Genomic DNA, 19,689 nt, shown 5'->3' with positions numbered 1-19,689 from the left:
CTAGGATGGGCGGAGCAGTCAAGTCAGGCGGACGGCCGCGTGAGGATCCTTCGGGGCTCCTCCCGAGGAACGTCCGGGCTCCACAGGGCAGGGTGGTGGCTAACGGCCACCCGGGGTGACCCGCGGGACAGTGCCACAGAAAACAGACCGCCCGGGATTTCGGTCCCGGGTAAGGGTGAAACGGTGGTGTAAGAGACCACCAGCGCTTGAGGTGACTCAGGCGGCTAGGTAAACCCCACCCGGAGCAAGGTCAAGAGGGGGCGTTCCAGCGATGGGGCGGCCCTGCGTGAACGTTCGAGGGCTGCTCGCCCGAGTTCACGGGTAGACCGCACGAGGCCGGCAGCAATGCCGGCCCTAGATGGATGGCCGTCTCCCCGGCCGCCGCGAGGCGACCGGGAGACAGAACCCGGCGTACAGCCTGACTTGGCTGCCACCAGGCGACAACCGCCTCCGACCAGGTGTTCCACTCAGGTGTTCCCCTGGGGCGGAGGCCCTTTCTCCTCCGCCGGCGGGTCCGTCGGCCAGCGGTCCGTCAGTTCCTCCGCGTACACCTGCGAGAGCGGCTGCGGACCCACGTACTGCTGGCAGGTGCACTGCCCGGCCTCGTAGCGCAGCGGCTTCCTGTTCTCGTCCCAGGCCGTCGGGACCTCGACCTGCTCGTGGCACCGGCCCCGCCTGTCGTGCTTGGCGAGGTGGTGGGTGCAGCCGCAGACCGGCTCCGGCGACCTGTGCGCGGCCTCCAACGCGAGGCGCTCCTGCTTCGCCGCCTCCAGCAAGCTGTACGTGTTCCAGCGCAACGCCGCCGCCCGCGCCTTCTACGAGGGGCACGGCTTCACCGCCGTCGCGTTCGCGGGCCCGGCGCAGCGGCAGGTCAGATGACCGGCGGGCGGCCCAGTCGCGTCATCCGCCACACCGTCGACCAGCGCATCGGGTGCCGCTCGCCGCACGGGGTGCGCACGCCCTCCGCGAAGCCGCCCGCCCAGGCGCGCAGGCCCTTGGCGTCGCGGGTGCGGGCCAGAGTGAGCAGGGTCCAGGTGCCCAGGTAGGCCGGGACCAGGGGGAGGGGCAGGTTGCGGCGGGCGAGCCAGACGCGGTTGCGGGCCGTCATCCGGTAGTACACCGCGTGCCGGGCCGGGCTCGTCTTCGGGTGCTGGAGCAGCAGCTCGGGGTCGTACTCCACCTTCCAGCCGGCGTCCAGCGCCCGCCAGGCCAGGTCCGTCTCCTCGTGGGTGAAGAAGAACTCCGCCGGCCACAGGCCCGTCCGCGCCAGCATCTTCATCGAGAACGCGTGGCCCCCGCCGAGGAACGCCGTCACCGGGCCGCCCCGCATCGGGTCGCCGGCCCGCAGCCGGGGCACGTGGCGGCGCTGGGTCTCGCCGGTCTCGTCGGCGATCCGGAAGCCGACGATGCCGAGCCGGTCGTCGGCGGCGAAGTGGTCCCGGACCCGGCGGATGACGTCCTTGTCGACCAGCAGCCCGTCGTCGTCCAGCTCGATGACCACGTCCACGTCACCGATCTCGGCGAGCCTGCGCAGCCCCTCGTTCCGGCCGCCCGGGCAGCCCAGGTTCTCCGGCAGCTCGATGGTGGTCACCCCGCCGTCGAGGTCCTCCAGGCCGGGGGTGGCGGTGTAGTCCGGGAGCTCGGTCCCGTTGCCGATGATCACGAGCCGGGTGGGCCGGACGTCCTGCATGGCGACCGACGCCAGCAGCGCCTCGACCGCCTGCGGGCGGTCCCCCATGGTCACGATGGATACGCCGATGCGTGGTGCGGACAAGTTCGGTACTCCTGGAGCTCGGCTGCCGTGCGGCTGCTGGTCGGCGGCGGTGCCCGCGATCGTAACGCCTCGGTGTTCAGTTCGAGGCCACCGCCCGGCCATCCACCGGCCCGTCACTGTTCAGGAGCCCGTACACGGCCATGTCCCGGCGCTCGTCGCCCACCTGCTGCCAGCCGCGCAGCAGCCCCTCGTGCCGGTAGCCGACGTCCACGGCGATCCGGGCGGAGGCGGTGTTCCAGGGCTCGATGAAGAGCTGGAGGCGGGGGACGCCGAGGTCACGCAGGGCCCAGCCCGTCACCGTACGCAACGCGGCGCGGGTGACGCCCTGGCCGCGCCCGGAGGGGACCATCCAGTACCCGATCGACGCCCGGCCCTCCGGCAGCTCGCGCAGCCAGAGCCCGATGGCGCCCACCGGGCGCCGGTCCCGGGAGCGGACGATGGCGAACGGGTACCCGGCACCCGTGGCCGCCCGGCCCCACTGCCGGCGGACGAACTCCTCGGCGGCCCGGTCCGAGTAGCGGGACGGGACCGTCGTGATGAGGGGGATGTACGGGTCCTGCGCGGCCTCCCGGATCAGGGGCAGGTCGCTCATCTCCCAGGGGCGCAGGACGAAGTCCGGGCCCGCGGACATGCTCGGGACGGTCAGGGGGTCGGGGCCGGGCGGGGCTTCCGGGGCCGCGTCGGGGTCGGTTCCGGGGTTCGTGTCGCGTACGGGGCCGGGGCTGGGGGCGGGCTGGGGATCAGGCGCGGGGGCAGCCATGTCCGCATCCTCCCGCGATCGGGCCGGTTCCGCCCGTCGGCCACGCGCGCCGCGCCCCCTGCCCCCTCGCCCGTCGTGCCTCTCCCCTCACCCCTTGCCCTGCGCCCCGCCCCCGTCCCGTACCGCCAGGAAGCGGCCCGCGAGCAGGGCGCCTGCCAGGACCAGTGCCGCGTTGACGAGCACGGCCGTCGAGACGCCGGAGAGCACCGCGTCCGGGCCGGTCAGGCCCCCCGTCCGAGCCGTGACCACCGCGCTCATCACCGGGATGCCCAGGGCGATACCGACCTGCTGGGTCATCGTCGCCAGGCCGGTGGCCCGGCCCTGCTCCTCGTCCGGCAGCCCCGAGGTGGCCGTGACCATGAAGCCGACGATCATCAGCATGTTGCCCACGCCGCCGATGAAGGTGGCCGCCAGCAGCAGCCAGATCCAGGCTCCGGAGGAACCGAGCGCCACCAGCGAGAAGGTGGCGGCGGCCTGGACGACCCCGCCGGCCACGATCGCGCGCCGGTTGCCGAACCGGCCCACCGCCCGGCCGCCGAGCACACCGCCGACGACCGTGCCGATGCCGAGGACGCCGAAGGCGAGGCCGGTGGCGAGCGGGGAGTAGCCGAGGATCTCCTGGAGGTAGAGGGTCAGCAGGAAGACCAGCGAGGTCTCCGTGGCGAAGGCGATCAGTCCGGCCGTGTTGCCCCAGACGACGCTGCGCCGCCGCAGGATGTGCATCGGGACGAGCGGGGCCGCCGCCCGCCGCTCGATGCGGACGAAGGCGACCAGGAGGACGGCCCCGGCGGCGAGCGAGACCAGCGTGCCGGGGGCGGTCCAGCCGGTCTCGCCGGCCTGGGTGAGGCCGAGGACGAGCAGCAGCAGCCCGCCGGTGACGGTGACCGCGCCCGGCACGTCCAGCTTCGGGCGCCGCTCCGGCCGGCTGTCGGTGATCGCGGACGGGGCGAGGATCACGACCAGGGCCGCGACCGGTACGTTGACGAAGAAGGCCCAGCGCCAGGAGAGCAGGTCGGTCAGGAGGCCCCCGAGGATCGCCCCGGCGGTGAACCCGGCCGACATCAGGGCCCCGTTGAGCCCGAGCGCCCGTTCCCGCAGCGGCCCCTCACCGAACGCGGTGGTCAGCAGCGCGAGCCCGGCCGGGGTGACGGCCGCCGTGGCCAGCCCTTGCAGCACCCGGGCGGTCAGCAGCACCTCGGGCGAGGTCGCCAGGCCGCCGAGTGCGGAGGAGAGGCCGAGGAGGACCATGCCGCCGACGAACAGGTTCTTACGGCCGACGAGGTCGGCGACCCGGCCGAAGAGCAGGGTGAACCCGGCGGCGGCGAGCGCGAAGGACGTGGCGATCCACTGGAGGTGGGCGAGGGAGAAGCCGAGCCCCTCCCCGACGACCGGCAGCGCCACGTTCAGGATCGAGAAGTCCACCGCGATCATGAACTGGGAGCCGAGCAGCAGGGCCAGTACAAGTCTCTGGCGGCTCGTCATACGAGGGCCGGCGGCCGTGGGAGAGGGGACAGCCGCCGGAGCGGGGGCGGGTACGGACATGGCAGGGGCGCCTTCCTGAGAGCAGGGCGGAGCAGAGGGCATCAGGTCAGTCCTAACGGTTCTGTGGTTCCGTTAGGGTGGTGTCACCGTAACAGGGGGAGAGGTATTAATGGAACTGGAGAACCGTTATGACGTCTGAAGGTGCCGACAGCGACGGCGGCCTGCACGCCGACGGTGGCGAACCGGGCACTGTGCGGCCCGGCGGCCGCACCGCCCGGGTGCGGGAAGCCGTGCTGCGCGCGGCCGGCGACGCGCTGGCCCGGGACGGCTTCGACCGGCTCGACCTGGCCGATGTCGCCCGCCGCGCCGGGGTCGGCAAGACGACCGTCTACCGCCGCTGGTCCACCCCCGCCGGGCTGGTCGCCGACCTGCTCACGGACATGGCGGAGCAGTCCCTGCCGCGCACCGACACCGGATCGCTGGCCGAGGACCTCCGGGCCAACGCCCGCCTCGTCGTCCGGACGCTGACCGATCCCCGTCAGGGGGCCCTCTTCGCGGCCGTCATCGCGGCCGCCACCTGCGACCCCCGGGCCGCCGAGGCCCTCCACCGCTTCTACGCGGTCCGCATCGGGGAGTGGTCGGGCTGTGTCGAGGCCGCCGTCGCGCGCGGCGAGCTGCCCGGGGGGACGGATCCGGGCGAGGTGGTCGCGGCCGTCTCGGCGCCGCTGTACTACCGGCTGCTGGCCAGCGGCGCCCCCTTGGACGAGGCCGCCGCCGACCGTGCCGCCGACGCCGCGGCCGCCGCCGCCCGGGCCGGGGTCTTCGTCCGGTGAGGGCCACAGGGGTCCCGGTCGGCGACCGGCTTCACGGTGCCCGGAGGGGCGTCGATAAAGTGCTGGAATGATATTCAGCAAGGCCGGGTTCGGGGGAGCGGTCGCGGACTTCGAGGCCGCGGTGGTGGCCCAGGACGCGAAACGGTCCGGCAAGGCGTTCGTCCGGCTGCAGGAGACCTTCGGGCAGGCCAAGGAGGCGGACCTGCTGGACGGCGGGCCGCGCCTCGCCGCCGTACTGGAGCACGTCCCGCCCGGCCCCCGTGCCGTCGTCGCCGTCCTCGTCGGGGCCTGCGTGGAGCGCGGCGCGGACGCCGAGCGCTGCGCCCCGGGCGTCCGGGCCGGGCTGCGGGTGGCACTTGAGGGGGCCGCGGCCTTCGCCGGGGCGTGGGCGGCGACCGGCGGCGGCCCGTTCCCCGTACCGGACGCGGGTGAGCCGGGCGAGGAGATCGTCGGGAGGACGGGGTTCGACGCGGCGGTCGGCTGGTGGACGCTTCGTCAGTGGGAGATGGCGGCCGTCGCCCTGCTCAACCACCGGGCCGTACGCGCCGGAGCCGGCGGCGACCGGGAGGAGCTGCTGCGGCTGCTCGCCACCGTGGAGCAGGCGTCCGGCGAACAGTTCCGGTCCCTCGGCCACGCCCTCCGGGTGCTGGACGACGAACCGCTCGTCGCCCTGCACCGGACCAGCGGCACCGGCTACGCCCTGCGGTTCTTCGGCATCGGGGACAACTTCCAGCTCCACACCCTGCTCGCCGACGCCCTCATAGGCGGCGGCCACGTGGCGGGCCACGCCCCCTCGCCGCACGAGGTCGCCGTCTGCCGGGAGACCCCGGGGCAGGTGGACACCGTGGGCTCCTTCGACCTGACCGCCCCGGACGGCGGCCGGCTCTGGAACGAGGGCGCCCCGGCGGACATTCCTGTGGTCGACGGCGTACGCCTGCTCGTGCTGGACGAGCCGTCCTACCGGCGGTCCTGGCCCGCGGGCCGTTTCTTCCCGGGCATGCGCGGTGACGTCATCCTGGAGCGCGCCCTCGAACCGGAGGAGACCGAGCGCTGGTTCGCCCATGTCTCCCCGGCCAAGGAGCTCACCGGCTGACCCGGGCCCGTTCCGTACGGCTCAGCCGATCCGCGCCCCCGTCCCGCTGACCCGCACCCGGTCGTCCCCGGCGCGCAGCTCCACCGTGAGGGTGCCGGGGCGGCCCAGGTCCACGCCCTGGTGCAGGGTCAGGACAGCGGCCTCCGGGACGAGCCCCAACTCCCGTACGTACGCGCCGAACGCGGCCGCCGCCGCCCCCGTCGCCGGGTCCTCGACCACCCCGCCCACCGGGAACGGGTCCCGGACGTGGAAGACCTCCGGCGCCTCGCGCCACACCAGTTGCAGGGTCGTCAGATCGAGCCGGCGCATCAGCGCTTCCAGCCGGGCGAAGTCGTAGCGGAGGTCCGCGAGCCGCTCACGGGTCGCGGCGGCCAGCACCAGGTGCCGGGCGCCCGCGTAGGCGATCCGGGGCAGCAGGGCGGGGTCGAGGTCGGCGGCCGGCCAGTCCAGGGCCGCCAGCGCCTCCGCGAGGTCCGCCGCGCCGATCTCCGTGACGTGCGGGGCCACGCTGGTCAGGGTGGCCCGCAGCTCGCCGCCCTCCCGGACGACGGTGACCGGCACCTGACCTGCCGCCGTCGCGAACTCCAGCGCGCCCGGTCCGTCCCGCTCGGCCAGCGCGACGGCGGTGGCGACCGTGGCGTGGCCGCAGAACGGCACCTCGGCCTTGGGGCTGAAGTAGCGGATCGTGTACGCGCCTTCGCCGGTCCGCTCCGTGAGGAACGCCGTCTCGCTGTAGCCCAGCTCCGCCGCGACGGCGAGCATCCGCTCCTCGTCCAGCCCCGACGCGTCCAGGACGACCCCCGCCGGGTTTCCGCCCTCCGGATCGGCGGAGAAGGCGGTGTAGCGCAGGACCTCGGGGCCGGAACCGGAGCCGGGGGCGTGGCCGGGACCGGGACCGGAGGCCTGGCCGTGGTCGTGATCAGGTGTCATGAGCGGTCCAACCCTGCCGCCGCTCCCGGCATTCCCGCCCGGTTCCTCACCGTACGGCTGCCGCAGCCCCCCCCGGACCACGGCAGCCCCACCAGCACGGAGACCGGTGCAGCGACCGTTACGGCAACCGGTCAGTGGCAGTTCTTGACGCCCTTGTTCTTCGGCGTCGACTTCCCCCAGGAGCAGGAGTCCGCGAGCTTGCCGTTCGGCTTGATCAGCCGGGCCTTGTCGCCGGTGTTGTTCCAGACGTACGAGCCCCGGTTCCAGTGCACGGTGCCCGCGACGTTCTTGCCCTTGCCGGTGCGGACCTTGACGGTCTTGCCCGCGCCGATCGTGTAGCTGCCGAAGGTGTAGGTGTAGCCGGTCTTGTCCTTCACCTTGTAGCCCTTGAGCTGGACCTTCTTCTTGCCGTTGTTGTGGATGTTCACCCACTCGGCGTTGAGCGACTTCTTCGACCGGTCGTCCTTGCCGGGACCGTCGTACTGGATGGCGCCGAAGTGCAGCCCGCCCTGGTGGGCGGCCGCCGAGGCCGGTGCCGCCGTGGCGAGGAGCGAGCCGGCCAGGGCGGTGGCGGCGACCAGGGCGATCGGGGCGGCGGTGCGTATGCGCATGCGGTGTTCCTTCTGTGTCGTTCAAGTGAAGGCGTAACGAGATGCGATCATACGGTGAGTACGCGCTTGCTCTCCCAGGCGTGCGGAAATCCGCAAAGTCGGTCGCCCGGCGGCAATTTCGGACAGAAACGGTCACGCCTGGAGCGCGACTTGGCGGTACCGACTCAGCCCCGCCCCCCGTACGGCATGTTCGTCGCCATCACCGTCAGGAACGGGATGTTCGCCTCCAGCGGCAGCTCCGCCATGTGCACCACGGTCCGCGCCACATCGGCCGCCGCCATCACCGGCTCCACCGCCAGCTCCCCGTTCGCCTGGAGGATGCCGGTCCGCATCCGCTCGGTCATCTCGGTCGCCGCGTTGCCGATGTCGATCTGACCGCAGGCGATCCGGTACGGGCGCCCGTCCAGCGACAGCGACTTCGTCAGCCCGGTGATCGCGTGCTTGGTCGCCGTGTAGGCGACCGAGTGCGGGCGCGGCGCGTGGGCGGAGATCGAGCCGTTGTTGATGATCCGGCCGCCCTGCGGGTCCTGCTCCTTCATCAGCCGGTACGCCGCCTGCGCGCAGAGGAACGCCCCCGTCAGGTTCACGTCCACCACCGCCCGCCAGTCCGCCGCGTCGAGGTCCTCCAGCGGTACGCCGCCCGGGCCGAACGTGCCCGCGTTGTTGAACAGCAGGTCCAGCCGGCCGAACCGGTCCCGTACGGCGGCGAAGAGCGCGGCCACCTCGTCCTCGTCGGTCACGTCCGTGGTGACGCACAGCGCGTCCGGGGCTCCGGCCGCGGCGGCCGTCCCGGCCAGCGGTTCCGCCCGCCGCCCCGCCAGCGCGAGCGACCACCCCGCACTCGCCAGGGCGAGCGCGACGGCCCGCCCGATTCCCGAACCGGCACCCGTGACCACAGCGACTCGTTGATCAGTGTTCATGGCCCGGCAGCGTACGGGAGAGGTCGGTGCACAGGGCACGCGGTGCTCATCGACCCGCCATGCGGATGTTGTGCACGCGACAACGGCGCGTCGTGCGCCGGCGGTCCGCTGGATTCCGACAGCATCCGGCAGCATCCGGCAAGCGAGGGGCATATGACAGCCGCACAGAACTTCACGGCGCCCGGCCAGGGTGTCCGAACCGTCCGATCCGCCGAACCCGCGGTCACCACCTCGACCGCTCGTTTATCCCGCCCGAGCGGCCCGAGCGGCCCGAGCGGCCCGAGCGGCCCGAGCGGCCCGGGCGGCCTGGACCGCCGCCGGCTGCTCACCGGGGCGGGAGCCGTCGCCGCGCTCGCCTTCACGATGAACCTGCCCGCCGCCGGTACGGCCGCCGCCGCCGAGCTGGACGCCCGCAGGATCACCGAGAACCCCTTCACCCTCGGCGTCGCCTCCGGTGACCCACTGCCCGGCTCCGTCCTCATCTGGACCCGGCTCGCGCCCCGCCCCTACGAGCCCGCCGGGGGCCTCCCGGCGAGCCGCGTCCAGGTGACCTGGGAGCTCGCCCACGACGAGGCCTTCCGCCGCATCGTGCGGCGCGGAACGGTCACCGCCCACGCGGAGTTCGCCCACAGCGTCCGCGCCGACGTCCAGGGCCTCGACTCCGGCCGCGGCTACTTCTACCGCTTCCGCACCGGTAGCTGGACCAGCCCGACCGGCCGCACCCGCACCGCGCCCGCCGCCGGGACCCGTACCAGCTCCCTCACCCTGGCCGCCGTCTCCTGCCAGGCGTACCACGACGGCTACTTCACCGCCCACCGCCACCTCGCCGCCGAGGACGTCGACGTGGTCTTCCACCTCGGGGACTACCTCTACGAGTACGCCGTCACCGCCACCGGCGGCGCCCGCAACTACACCGACCGCCGCCTCCCCGCCCACTACAACCGCGAGACGGTCACCCTGGAGGACTACCGGCTGCGCTACGCCCTCTACAAGTCCGACCCGGACCTGCGCGCCGCCCACGCCGCCCACCCCTTCGTCGTCACCTGGGACGACCACGAGACCGAGAACAACTACGCGGGCGACATCCCCGAGAACGACGTGGAGCCCGAGGAGTTCCTGCTGCGCCGGGCCTCCGCGTACCGCGCGTACTGGGAGAACCAGCCCCTGCGCACCCCGCAGCGCCCCACCGGCCCCGACATGCGCCTCTACCGGCGCCTCACCTTCGGCCGGCTCGCCCAGTTCGACATCCTCGACACCCGCCAGTACCGCAGCGACCAGGCGTACGGCGACGGCTGGCGCACCCCGGGCCCGGAGTCCGAGGACCCGACCCGCACGATGACCGGGGCCGCCCAGGAGCGCTGGCTGATCGACGGCTGGCGCGCCTCCGCCGCCACCTGGAACGTCGTGCCGCAGCAGGTCACCTTCGCCCAGCGACGCGATGTGCCCACCGCCGCCTACAAGCTCTCCATGGACGCCTGGGACGGCTACCCGGCCTCCCGGCAGCGGGTGCTGGCCGGGGCCGAGTCGGCCGGGGTCGAGAACCTGATGGTGCTGACCGGTGACGTCCATGTCTCGTACGCCTTCGATCTCAAGAAGGACTTCGACGACCCGGCCTCCCGGACCGTCGGCACCGAGATCGTCACCACGTCCGTCTCCAGCGGCAAGGACGGCGCGGAGCGGCCCGCCAACTGGGAGAACCAGACCCGCGCCAACCCGCACCTGAAGCACTACGACGGGCGGCGCGGCTATGCGCTGGTCACCCTCACGGAGAAGCAGGCCCGCGCCGACTTCCGTACGGTGTCGGCCGTCACCACCCCCGGAGCGCCGGTCACCACCGCCGCCTCCTTCGTGACCGAGGCGGGGAACCCGGGGCTGAAACCGGCCTGATCCAAACGAGAGGTCCTGGGGGAACTCACCGGTCCGCCGGGTAGCGGACGCCGATGCGGTCCCGTACCGCGTCGAGCGTCCGCATCACCGCGAGCGTGCCCTCCAGCGGAACGAGGGGGGACTCCGTCTCACCCGCCCGGACCGCGCGCGCCACCTCGGCCGCCTCGTACTGCATCCCGGACAGGCCCTCCGGCCCCGGACCCGAGGTGACCGTCTCCGGCTCCTTGCCGGGCCGGTGCAGCACGAAGTGGTCCGGGTGGAAGAAGTCGCGCGGCAGGTCGATCCGGCCTTCGGTGCCGATGACCGTGGCCGCCGTCGGGTGGTGGCCGACGATCGAGCAGGAGAGCAGCGCCGTCGCGCCCGACTCCCAGCCCAGCAGCATCCCCGTGTTCAGGTCGACGCCCTCGGGGGAGAGCAGCGCGTCGGCCTGGATGCGGTCCGGCTCGCCAAGGAGCAGGTGGGCGAAGGAGACCGGGTAGACCCCGAGGTCCAGCAGCGCCCCGCCGCCCAGGTCCGGGTCGCGCAGCCGGTGGCCGGGGGCGAAGTCGCCCGCGAAACCGAAGTCCGCCTGTACGGCGCGGATCTCGCCGATCGCCCCGTCCCGCACCAGCTCGGTCAACCGGCGGACCACCGGGTTGAGGTAGGTCCACATGGCCTCCATCAGGAAGAGGTTGTGGTCCCGGGCGAGGCCCACCAGCTCCTCCGCCTCCCGGCTGTTGAGCGTGAACGCCTTCTCGCACAGCACATGCTTTCCGGCGTTCAGCGCGAGCGCGGCCGCCGTGTGGTGCGCCGAGTGCGGGGTCGCCACGTACACCACGTCCACCGCGTCGTCGGCGACCAGCTCCGCCCAGCTCCCGTAGGCGCGGGCGATGCCGTGGCGCTCGGCGAAGGCCCGCGCCGAGGCCTCCGTACGCGAGGCGACGGCCACCACCTCGGCGCCCGGCAGCGCCTGTACGTCCGCCGTGAAGGTCGCGGCAATGCCGCCCGTCGCCAGAACACCCCAGCGCACCGTCTCGCCCATGCCCGTGCCACCGCCGTAACAAAAGAGGTATCGACCACTCCGGCCGAGCTGAGAGCATAGATGCGGATTCAACGATGTGGAGACGAGAATGCCGGACAGCGGCGGCAGCCGGGCCCAGCGAGAACACATAACCACCTCCGGGACCGGTCCCGGAGCCGACAGCGCGCCGCTCACCCCGCACGGGGACGCCGGCGCCCTCTCCGTCGACCCGGGCGCGCCGCAGGTCACCGCCCCCGCCGGTCTCCCGGCGGCACCGGAGGCAGGCGGCCGCACCGCCCCCGCCGTCAAGGCGGCCCGGCGTACCGGATTCCTGGTCACCATGGTCCTCGGCGGGCTCACCGCCCTGCCGCCGCTCTCCATGGACATGTACCTCCCGGCGCTCCCGGCCGTCACCGACTCCCTCGCCGCCCCCGCCGCCACCATCCAGCTCACGCTGACCGCGTGCCTGGCCGGGATGGCGCTCGGCCAGCTCGTCGTCGGACCGATGAGCGACCGCTGGGGCCGCCGCAGGCCGCTGCTGCTGGGCATGGTCGTCTACGTCATCGCCACCGCGATCTGCGCGCTCGCCCCCTCCGCCGAACTCCTCATCGGCTTCCGCCTCCTCCAGGGGCTCGCGGGCGCCGCGGGCATCGTGATCGCCCGGGCGGTCGTGCGCGACCTCTACGACGGCGTGGAGATGGCCCGGTTCTTCTCCACCCTGATGCTGATCTCCGGCGTCGCCCCGATCATCGCCCCGCTGATCGGCGGGCAGGTGATGCGGTTCACCGACTGGCGCGGCATCTTCGTCGTCCTGACCGGCGTCGGCATCGCGCTCACCCTCGTCGTCTGGAAGTGGCTGCACGAGACCCTGCCGCCCGGCAGCCGCCACACGGGCGGGGTCGGCGAGGCCCTGCGCACGATGCGCGGGCTGCTCGCGGACCGGGTCTTCACCGGCTACATGATCACCGGCGGGCTCGCCTTCGCCGTCCTGTTCGCCTACATCTCCGCGTCCCCCTTCGTCGTGCAGGAGATCTACGGAGCCTCCCCGCAGACCTTCAGCCTGCTCTTCGGCCTCAACTCGATCGGCCTGATCGCCGTCGGGCAGATCAACGGCAAGCTGCTGGTGGGCCGGATCAGTCTGGACAAGGTGCTCGGCTTCGGTCTCGCCGTCATCGTGCTCGCGGCGGTGGCGCTGCTGCTGATGACCACGGGCGTGTTCGGTGAGGTGGGGCTCGTGCCGGTCGCGGCCGGGCTCTTCGTGCTGATGTCGGCGATGGGTGTGGCGATGCCCAACACCAACGCCCAGGCCCTGATGCGTACCAAGCACGCGGCGGGCTCGGCCTCCGCGCTGCTCGGCACGTCCTCTTTCCTCATCGGGGCGATCGCCTCGCCGCTGGTCGGGATCGCGGGGGAGGACACGGCCGTCCCGATGGCGGTCGTGCAGGTGGTGTGCGCGGTGGCGGCGGTGGGCTGCTTCCTGGGGCTGTGCCGGCCGTGGCAGCGGGCGGGACGCGAGGCCGGCGGGCTGTAGCCCTCTCCGGCAGGTCAGTCCGTACGCGGATACCCGATCAAGCGCGTCCGCTCCTGCCGGTCCGTCCACCGGAACACCCCGACCCCGGTCGTCTCCAGCCCCGGCAGCCGGGCGTTGCGCGACAGCGGCTCGGTCGTCCAGTCGGTGAAGTCCACCGCGACCGGCAGCCCGCCGCCGGAGAGCGCCTCCGCGGCGTCGCGCGCGTTCTCCGCTCCGTACGCGATCCCGTCGTCCGTCACCGAGGCCAGCGCCAGATGGCTGGAGCCGTCCTCCTCCTCGAAGCAGTGGCCCCGGCCGCCCGCCAGGTCGAAGGCCAGGTTCCCAGCGATCAGGCGGTCGCCCGAGGGGGAGAGGACCGCCTGCGGGTAGCGCCCCGGCTTTATGGCGGGCCGGTGGCACTCCACCGAGACGAGCGGCTTGCCGGTCACCGTGTCGTGCACCGTCCACAGCTCGTGGGTGGCGGCCCGCTTCGCCTTCCTCGCCAGGGCCCACTTCGCCAGCACCCGGTCCCCGGCCACCGACGTCACCACGCCGCTCCCCGGGTCGGCGCCCTCGGGCGCCACGTTCCGGCTGAACCAGCCGCCGCGCACCCAGAACTCCCGGGCCCCGCCGACGAGGAGGCCCGCCGCGGTCTGCCCGTACACCTCGGTGAGCTGCTTGCAGGCCGGGCAGCCCTTGGGGTACTTCAGCTCGTCCGCACTCAGCTCGGAGACCGTGCCGGTGACCGGGTCGATCAGCGTGCTGTTGGCCTTACCGTCGCTGATCACGATCTCCGGGCCGTTCGTGTCGACATCCGGGGCGCCGGACCACGGCACCTCGACGCGCTGCCGGGCGCCGTCCGTCACGTCGTACACGTCGAGGGAGACGAAGGTGGACGCCGGGGTCAGCCCGTCGCCGGCCTTCCCGTACGACCAGGTCACGAAGTACTGCCGGTCGCCCGCGGTGACCGTGGCGAGCCTCGGGTAGTGCGGCGGGTCCGGCGGCCGCCAGGCCTGGCCCTGCCAGCCCAGCCTCCCGGTGGCGGTGTCGACGGTGCGCAGCCGGTAGCGGTCGCCGTTCAGCCGCTCCAGGTAGGCGAGGCGGCCCGTCGCGTGGGAGACGGCGACCTCGGGGGAGGAGCCGATGATCTCCCAGCTCCGGTCGGTGGCGTACTGCGGCGGGACGGTGAGCCGGGTGACCGGCCCCGCGCTCGGCATGACCCGCTTCACCGGGACGGTGCTCCTGTCTCCCTCGCTGTCCGGGTCGGAGCCGAAGGCGGCCAGGAGGAGGAGCAGGGCGAGGAAGACGACCCCGCCGACCAGGGCCAGCCGCACGACCTTCTGTCTCATGGCTCCCCCGATGGACCTCATGGCTCCCCCGATGGACCTCATGGCTCCCCCGATGGGCCGAACCCGGTCTCGTGCCGTGCGCCGCGCGCCTTGTACCTCTTCGTACCGCTTCCCGATCTCGCGCGGGCCAGCGTAGCAACCACCTTCCGACCGCGTGGAGTTCGCGGAAAACCTGTTCCGGACCGGTGACGCGGACCCGCCGCGGGGACCCCGTACCCCTCCCCGCCCGGGCCGGGCGGAATGCGCCCGAGGCTTCCCCCGCCGCCTACACTTCCCCGGTGAACGTCACCCTCCCCACCGCCCAGTCCCTGCGCGCGGCCCTGGCCGGGCTGCTCGACGGGCTGCCGCCGAAGCAGGCCGCGCAGGCCGTCGACCGGCTGATCGCCAGCTACCGCGGGGAGACCCCGACCGACGCCCCGATCCTCCGGGACCGCTCCGACGTCGTCGCGTACGCCGCGTACCGGATGCCCGCCACCTTCGAAGCCGTACGGTCCGCCCTCGACGCCCTGGCCAAGGCCGCGCCCGACTGGTCCCCGGCCACCCACACCGACGTCGGCGGCGGCACGGGAGCGGCGAGCTGGGCGGTGGCCGGGGCCTGGGAGGGGGCGGCGACCACCGTCCTGGACTGGGCCGAGCCCGCCCTCGCGCTGGGCCGCGAACTGGCCGAGGCGTCCGGGGTGCCGGCCCTGCGGGAGGCCCGCTGGGAGCGGGCCCGGATCGGTGCGGCGCTGGAACTGGCACCGGCGGACCTGGTCACCGTCAGCTACGTACTCAAGGAGCTGACCGCGCGGTCCAGGACCGAGCTGGTCGACGCGGCCGCCTCCGCCGGGCAGGCCGTGGTGATCGTGGAGCCCGGCACACCCGACGGGTACGGGCGGATCATCGAGGCCCGGGACCGGCTGATCGCCGCCGGGCTGCGCATCGCCGCACCCTGCCCGCACGACGACGCCTGCCCGATCGCACCGGGCACCGACTGGTGCCACTTCTCGGCCCGGGTCAGCCGCTCCTCGCTGCACCGGCAGGTCAAGGGCGGCTCGCTCAGCCACGAGGACGAGAAGTTCGGTTACGTCGTCGCCACCCGCTTCCCCGCCACCCCGGCGCCCGCCCGGATCACCCGCAAGCCGCAGCTCCGCAAGGGCCAGGTCCTGCTGGAGCTCTGCACCCGCGACGAGGGCCTGTCCCGCTCCACGGTCACCAAACGGCACGGCGAGCTGTACCGGGCGGCCAGGGACATCGCCTGGGGCGATCCCTGGCCGCCGGAGGGCACCGCCTAGGAGGCCGGGTCGCGGAGCGGAACCAGCCGGCTCAGGCCGCCGCCTCCCGCGTCCTCCTTCCGCAGCCCCGGGGCGGCGCGCCGGATCCGCTCGGCGATCGGATCCGGCGCGAGCACATGGTCGGGGGCCGCCGGAACATGCGTTCCGTCCCACAGCGCGATCGAATCCCAGTCACCGGGATCGGAGATTCCGCGCCGGTCGACGATGACGGCCCGGGTCGGCACGGGCAGCCGGGTCGCGGCGGCCATGACGGCCGACTCGACGCGCTGTGCCTCGTCGGGGCGGAGGCCGTCCAGCCACAGCGTCTGCGTCTCACGGCCGACCGGTACGGCCTCGTACGTGTCGACCACATTGGTGTCCGCCGTCAGCCACCAATTGAACGTGAGCGTGGCGAAGCGCCGCCCGATCAGGACGCCCAACTCCTCCTGGCTCATGAGGACGTCGTCACCTTCGATGTCGAGCACCACGGCCGCGTTCTTGTTCGGATGGATGAGCTTGAGCCCGAACTCCGAGAAAAGCTCCACCTGTTCGGCGAAGACCGCGGTGGTCACGTCCTGCCGGTACCACTGGATGAATCCGTCAGCCATGGCTAACAGCTCGGCAGGGTGAAGATGTGGACATTCTCTTCTCCAAAGGCCTTCTTGGCCTGTTTGATGGCTGATTCCGGGGTGTTGTCAGCCAGATAGTAGATGGCTTTGACGCCTGCCTGGTCGGCCGCGTACTTGTTGATCTGGAGTGCCCTTCCGAACCTCGACGGGTTCCTGGCCTTGGCGCCGCCGCCGACGAAGATGTATTCGCCGTTCGGTCCGATGACGTCGAGACCGCTCGACCCCACGTTGGGCATGACGATTTCGATGTCCTGCCCCTTGTCGTTCTTGGCGAGTGTTCCACCGACCAGCTTCGCGATGAACTCCTCCCGCTTGGGACCCACACCGCCGGAGTCATGGCCGCCGCCGTCCGCCTTGGCGAACGCCTGGAACGCGCCGGCCGCCGCCGGTGCCGATATCAGCGCCGAACTCCGCGCCACGGAAGCGCTTTTCTTCTTCTCGTCCGTCACACAGGCCGGAAGCTTCTTCCACGCCTTGTCGAGGATCTCCTCGCTCTTGTCGACCAGCTTCCGCGCCTTGGCCGACTTGTCGAGGAACGCGCCGATGCCCCGGATCGCCTTGCTGATCTTCGGAATGCTCCCGGCGATCTTGGCCGCCTTGCCGATCGGCAGCGCCGTGACGATCGCCCACAGACAGGTCGGGATGTCCGGGTCCTCGACACACGCGATGATGTCCCCGGCGACCATCTCGACGAGGAGTTCGGCGCCGTTCTCCAGCAGGTAGTCGAGAAGGTCCTCGCCCGCGAGGCATGCGCGGTTCGGTGGAGCGAAAGCCGCTCCACCGATCCCCTCCGGGATGCGTGCCGGTCAAACTGGTCACCGAACCCTAACCGGAGATCGCCGGAATGACCAATGTGTGGATCAAGAGGGTTCACGTCAATGCAAAGGATTCCGGCCGCATGTGACGCGGCGTCCGCGAATGGACGCCGTATTCCTCAGGGAAACGGCGTCCATTCGCGGTGGAGAAGTGACGGGGCGCTTCCCCGGTCGGAGCGATTCCCCCGGAGCGGGCTGCTTCCCCGGCCGGGGCGCTCGCGCCTACCCCCGCAGCTCCTGCGTGCAGCACTTCACGCTGCCGCCGCCCTTGAGCAGCTCACCCAGGTCCATCGGGACCGGCTCGAAGCCCCGGTCCCGCAGCGGGTCCAGCAGCCCCGTCGCCGCCTGGGGCAGCAGGACGTGGCGGCCGTCGCTGACCGAGTTCAGGCCCAACGCCGCCGCGTCCGCCTCCCCGGCGAGCAGCGCGTCCGGGAAGAGCCGGCGCAGCACGGCCCGGCTGCCGGGGGAGAAGGCGTCCGGGTAGTACATGATCTCGTCGCCCGCCGCGTCCAGCACGCACAGCGCGGTGTCCAGGTGGTAGTAGCGCGGGTCTACCAGATCGAGGCCGATGACCGGCAGCCCGAAGAACTCCTGGGCTTCGTCGTGCGAGAGCGGGCTGGAGCGGAAACCGCGCCCGGCCAGGAGGTAGGAGGCGGTGACCGCGAAGTCCCCCTCGCCCTCGTTGACGTGGTCCGGCTCCCGGATGTCGGTGAAGCCGTTCTCCCGGAACCACTCGCGGTGGGCCTCGGCCTCCTCGAACCGCTCCCGGTAGGCGAACAGGGCGCCGAGCACCCGCCCGTCGATCACCGTGGCGCCGTTGGCCGCGAAGACCATGTCCGGCAGGTCCGGGCGGGGGGTGAGCAGCTCGACGGTGTGGCCGAGGGCGCGGTAGCGGTCGCGCAGGTCCTCCCACTGGGTCTGGGCCAGCGGCAGGTCGACGGGTTTGGACGGGTCCATCCACGGGTTGATGGAGTAGGTGACCCGGAAGTGCGTCGGGGCGCACATCAGGTAGCGACGAGGGGTGGCGTCACGGTTCAACTGGGTCTCCTCGCGAACGGCGGCCGGGCCGCGGAACGGTGGGATACGCACGGTCTGCGCGTGAGCCCATGGTGCGCCGTGCGGGCGAGATCCGCAGTGGACCGATCGGGTGGTTCACCGGATCATCCTGTCGCGGCCGTCTCCTGGCCCCCCGCGTACGGATTCCCTGCCCCCGCGTACGGATTCGGGCAAGACGATACGTATCGGCTTGTCCGGCGCTAGATTGGCCGGATGGCACCCCACAAGGCACCCGACTCCAGCCGCCGCAGCGACCGCTCCCGCCGGGCCATCTACGACGCCGCCCTGGCCCTCGTCGGCGAGAGCGGCTACCGGCGTACGACGATCGAGGGTATCGCCGCCCGCGCCGGGGTCGGCAAGCAGACGATCTACCGCTGGTGGCCCTCCAAGGCGGCCGTCCTGATGGAGGCCTTCCTGGACCTGGCCGCCCGGGCGGCCGAGGAGGCGGGCCCGCAGGCGGACGGCGGCGCGGACCCGCAGGCCGGCGCCGCCGAGTACGGCATCCCCGACACCGGCGACCTGGCCGCCGACCTCAAGCTCGTCCTCCGGGCCACCGTCGACGAGCTGAACGACCCGCTGATGGAGGCCCCCACCCGGGCACTGACCGCCGAGGGCATCGTCGACGCGAAGCTGGGCGCCGAATTCGTCGAGAAGCTGCTCGACCCGCAGCTCGCGTTGTATGTCACACGGCTGGAGGCCGCGAAGGAGGCCGGACAGCTCCGCCCCGACGCCGATCCGCGCATCGCCCTGGAGCTCCTGATCGCGCCACTGACCCACCGCTGGCTCTTGCGGACCCTCCCGCTCACCCATGCGTACGCCGACACGATCGTCGACTACGCCCTCGGCGGGCTGACTCCGCGACCTTGATCTTTATCCGTTATGTGGCGACATCGGGCGTGATGGTGCTCACTCGGTGCAGTGGTACACGGCCCCGCTGGTGAACTCTGGCCACCCCCGTCGCCAGATGGTGCGACGATGGAGAGGCAACGCTGAGGTGAAATGCTGAGGTGAGGGGATAGATGGGCGCCGATTCCGGCCGTTTCCGCGGCACAGAGAGCAGGATCTCCCAGTGGCTGCGGCGACGTCCCACATCACCGGGGGCCGAAGCCGAGGAGACGGCCAGAGTGGCGCTGCTCCTGGCGGTCGCCGACGCGGGCATGCCCATCGCCCCCGCCGCCCACCCCCTCGGATACCGGTGTTCGTGCGAACGCATCGGCTGTCCCACCCCCGCCCGGCACCCCATCTCCTTCGCCTGGCAGACGCAGTCGACCACCGACCGTGCCCAGATCGAGCGCTGGGCCGGCAGCCAGCCGCTGGCCAACTTCATCACCGCGACCGGCATGATCCACGACGTGCTGGACGTCCCGCTCACCGCCGGCCGCAGCGCCCTGGAGCGTCTTCTCGCGGCGGGCATCGACGTCGGCCCGGTCGCCCAGTCCGGCGAGGACCGGATGCTCTTCTTCACCGCCACCCGCGGCACCCCCGAGGACGAGGACGAGTGGTGGCCCTGCGAGCTGGACTGCCACCCCGAGACCATGGACGCCCACCCGGGCCTGCGCTGGCACTGCCGCGGCAGCTACGTCCTGCTGCCGCCCGCCCGGCTCCCCGGTGAGTTCGACGTCCACTGGGTGCGCGGCCCCGAGCACGAGCTGCCCGACCCGCTGACCCTGCTGGAGACGCTCACCGACGCCTGCGCGCGCTATGCGGGCAGCGCCGAGCAGAGCGAGCTGGACCACGACTCGATCGCCTGGCCGCTGAGCCGTTGAGCGGTTACGAAGGTTGAGCGG

19 protein-coding genes, 1 other RNA gene and 1 pseudogene are annotated in these 19,689 nt (G+C 72.5%); 9 read left to right on the top strand and 12 right to left on the bottom strand.

Annotation, left to right across the window (positions count from 1 at the left end; all coding sequences use genetic code 11):
* The first annotated feature begins 19 nt into the window (after positions 1-19).
* Positions 20-430: RNase P RNA component class A (rnpB, locus tag ACFWRT_RS01990), an RNA gene on the top strand.
* A gap of 37 nt (positions 431-467) precedes the next feature.
* On the opposite strand, the gene ACFWRT_RS01985 is transcribed toward rnpB, so the two are convergent.
* Positions 468-797 carry a hypothetical protein gene (locus tag ACFWRT_RS01985; protein WP_380949511.1) on the bottom strand — a complete coding sequence of 110 codons (330 nt, stop codon included), beginning with the start codon at positions 795-797 and terminating at the stop codon, positions 468-470.
* Here ACFWRT_RS01985 and ACFWRT_RS01980 point away from each other — a divergent pair.
* A pseudogene (locus ACFWRT_RS01980) lies at positions 778-879 on the top strand (GNAT family N-acetyltransferase); the annotation flags it as partial. The gene ACFWRT_RS01985 and the pseudogene ACFWRT_RS01980 overlap by 20 nt on opposite strands.
* Here ACFWRT_RS01980 and ACFWRT_RS01975 read toward each other — a convergent pair.
* The 3 genes from ACFWRT_RS01975 to ACFWRT_RS01965 all read right to left on the bottom strand — a co-directional run bounded on the left by ACFWRT_RS01975 (position 872) and on the right by ACFWRT_RS01965 (position 4,016).
* The gene (locus ACFWRT_RS01975) at positions 872-1,774 is read right to left on the bottom strand and encodes a glycosyltransferase family 2 protein (RefSeq protein ID WP_380949512.1); all 903 of its coding nucleotides are present in this window, start codon (positions 1,772-1,774) and stop codon (positions 872-874) included. The pseudogene ACFWRT_RS01980 and the gene ACFWRT_RS01975 sit on opposite strands and share 8 nt — an antisense overlap.
* A 76-nt stretch (positions 1,775-1,850) precedes the next feature.
* Positions 1,851-2,534, bottom strand: coding sequence for a GNAT family N-acetyltransferase (locus ACFWRT_RS01970; protein WP_380949514.1), 684 nt, complete (start codon positions 2,532-2,534; stop codon positions 1,851-1,853).
* A gap of 87 nt (positions 2,535-2,621) precedes the next feature.
* Entirely contained in the window at positions 2,622-4,016 is a 1,395-nt protein-coding gene (locus tag ACFWRT_RS01965) for an MFS transporter (protein WP_380949515.1), read from the bottom strand.
* 188 nt (positions 4,017-4,204) lie between these two features.
* Here ACFWRT_RS01965 and ACFWRT_RS01960 point away from each other — a divergent pair, with 188 nt between their 5' ends.
* Both ACFWRT_RS01960 and ACFWRT_RS01955 read left to right on the top strand, forming a co-directional pair.
* Positions 4,205-4,849 carry a TetR/AcrR family transcriptional regulator gene (locus tag ACFWRT_RS01960; protein ID WP_380949517.1) on the top strand — a complete coding sequence of 215 codons (645 nt, stop codon included), beginning with the start codon at positions 4,205-4,207 and terminating at the stop codon, positions 4,847-4,849.
* Positions 4,850-4,916: 67 nt separating this feature from the next.
* Positions 4,917-5,942, top strand: a complete 1,026-nt coding sequence (locus ACFWRT_RS01955; RefSeq protein ID WP_380949518.1) for a hypothetical protein — start codon at positions 4,917-4,919, stop codon at positions 5,940-5,942.
* Between the two features lie 21 nt (positions 5,943-5,963).
* On the opposite strand, the gene ACFWRT_RS01950 is transcribed toward ACFWRT_RS01955, so the two are convergent.
* From ACFWRT_RS01950 to ACFWRT_RS01940, 3 genes are all read right to left on the bottom strand, one after another.
* Positions 5,964-6,872, bottom strand: a complete 909-nt coding sequence (locus tag ACFWRT_RS01950) for a PhzF family phenazine biosynthesis protein (RefSeq protein ID WP_380949520.1) — start codon at positions 6,870-6,872, stop codon at positions 5,964-5,966.
* 131 nt (positions 6,873-7,003) lie between these two features.
* The gene (locus tag ACFWRT_RS01945; protein ID WP_380949522.1) at positions 7,004-7,483 is read right to left on the bottom strand and encodes a lamin tail domain-containing protein; all 480 of its coding nucleotides are present in this window, start codon (positions 7,481-7,483) and stop codon (positions 7,004-7,006) included.
* 164 nt (positions 7,484-7,647) lie between these two features.
* On the bottom strand, positions 7,648-8,403 hold the full coding sequence (locus ACFWRT_RS01940) for an SDR family oxidoreductase (protein ID WP_380949523.1): 756 nt from the start codon (positions 8,401-8,403) through the stop codon (positions 7,648-7,650).
* 153 nt (positions 8,404-8,556) lie between these two features.
* On the opposite strand from ACFWRT_RS01940, the gene ACFWRT_RS01935 reads away from it, so the two are divergent.
* Entirely contained in the window at positions 8,557-10,290 is a 1,734-nt protein-coding gene (locus tag ACFWRT_RS01935) for an alkaline phosphatase D family protein (RefSeq protein ID WP_380949524.1), read from the top strand.
* 25 nt (positions 10,291-10,315) lie between these two features.
* Here the strand turns inward: ACFWRT_RS01935 and ACFWRT_RS01930 are convergent, their stop codons facing one another.
* A complete protein-coding gene (locus ACFWRT_RS01930; protein ID WP_380949526.1) occupies positions 10,316-11,311 on the bottom strand; it encodes a Gfo/Idh/MocA family protein in 996 nt (331 codons plus the stop codon).
* Between the two features lie 88 nt (positions 11,312-11,399).
* On the opposite strand from ACFWRT_RS01930, the gene ACFWRT_RS01925 reads away from it, so the two are divergent.
* Complete coding sequence (locus tag ACFWRT_RS01925; RefSeq protein WP_380949528.1) at positions 11,400-12,821, top strand: multidrug effflux MFS transporter; 1,422 nt, start codon at positions 11,400-11,402, stop codon at positions 12,819-12,821.
* 14 nt (positions 12,822-12,835) lie between these two features.
* Here the strand turns inward: ACFWRT_RS01925 and ACFWRT_RS01920 are convergent, their stop codons facing one another.
* Complete coding sequence (locus tag ACFWRT_RS01920; protein WP_380949529.1) at positions 12,836-14,149, bottom strand: hypothetical protein; 1,314 nt, start codon at positions 14,147-14,149, stop codon at positions 12,836-12,838.
* A 278-nt stretch (positions 14,150-14,427) separates the two neighbouring features.
* Here ACFWRT_RS01920 and ACFWRT_RS01915 point away from each other — a divergent pair, with 278 nt between their 5' ends.
* A complete protein-coding gene (locus tag ACFWRT_RS01915; protein WP_380949531.1) occupies positions 14,428-15,423 on the top strand; it encodes a small ribosomal subunit Rsm22 family protein in 996 nt (331 codons plus the stop codon).
* On the opposite strand, the gene ACFWRT_RS01910 is transcribed toward ACFWRT_RS01915, so the two are convergent.
* The 3 genes from ACFWRT_RS01910 to ddaH form a co-directional block, all read right to left on the bottom strand.
* On the bottom strand, positions 15,420-16,010 hold the full coding sequence (locus ACFWRT_RS01910) for a hypothetical protein (RefSeq protein WP_380949532.1): 591 nt from the start codon (positions 16,008-16,010) through the stop codon (positions 15,420-15,422). The genes ACFWRT_RS01915 and ACFWRT_RS01910 overlap by 4 nt on opposite strands.
* Before the next feature lie 2 nt (positions 16,011-16,012).
* Positions 16,013-16,717 carry a hypothetical protein gene (locus ACFWRT_RS01905; RefSeq protein ID WP_380949534.1) on the bottom strand — a complete coding sequence of 235 codons (705 nt, stop codon included), beginning with the start codon at positions 16,715-16,717 and terminating at the stop codon, positions 16,013-16,015.
* Between the two features lie 351 nt (positions 16,718-17,068).
* Positions 17,069-17,929 (bottom strand): dimethylargininase, encoded by an 861-nt coding sequence (ddaH, locus tag ACFWRT_RS01900; RefSeq protein WP_380949598.1) that lies wholly within the window; start codon positions 17,927-17,929, stop codon positions 17,069-17,071.
* 186 nt (positions 17,930-18,115) lie between these two features.
* On the opposite strand from ddaH, the gene ACFWRT_RS01895 reads away from it, so the two are divergent.
* Both ACFWRT_RS01895 and ACFWRT_RS01890 read left to right on the top strand, forming a co-directional pair.
* Positions 18,116-18,769 (top strand): TetR/AcrR family transcriptional regulator, encoded by a 654-nt coding sequence (locus tag ACFWRT_RS01895; protein ID WP_380949535.1) that lies wholly within the window; start codon positions 18,116-18,118, stop codon positions 18,767-18,769.
* Between the two features lie 152 nt (positions 18,770-18,921).
* Entirely contained in the window at positions 18,922-19,668 is a 747-nt protein-coding gene (locus tag ACFWRT_RS01890; RefSeq protein WP_380949536.1) for a bifunctional DNA primase/polymerase, read from the top strand.
* Positions 19,669-19,689 lie beyond the last annotated feature (21 nt).

The organism is Streptomyces cyaneofuscatus (assembly GCF_042718795.1).
GTDB classification, from domain to species: Bacteria; Actinomycetota; Actinomycetes; order Streptomycetales; family Streptomycetaceae; genus Streptomyces; species Streptomyces cyaneofuscatus_A.
Note: the sequence above shows the minus strand (reverse complement) of the source record. Positions and strands in the feature narration are given on the sequence as shown.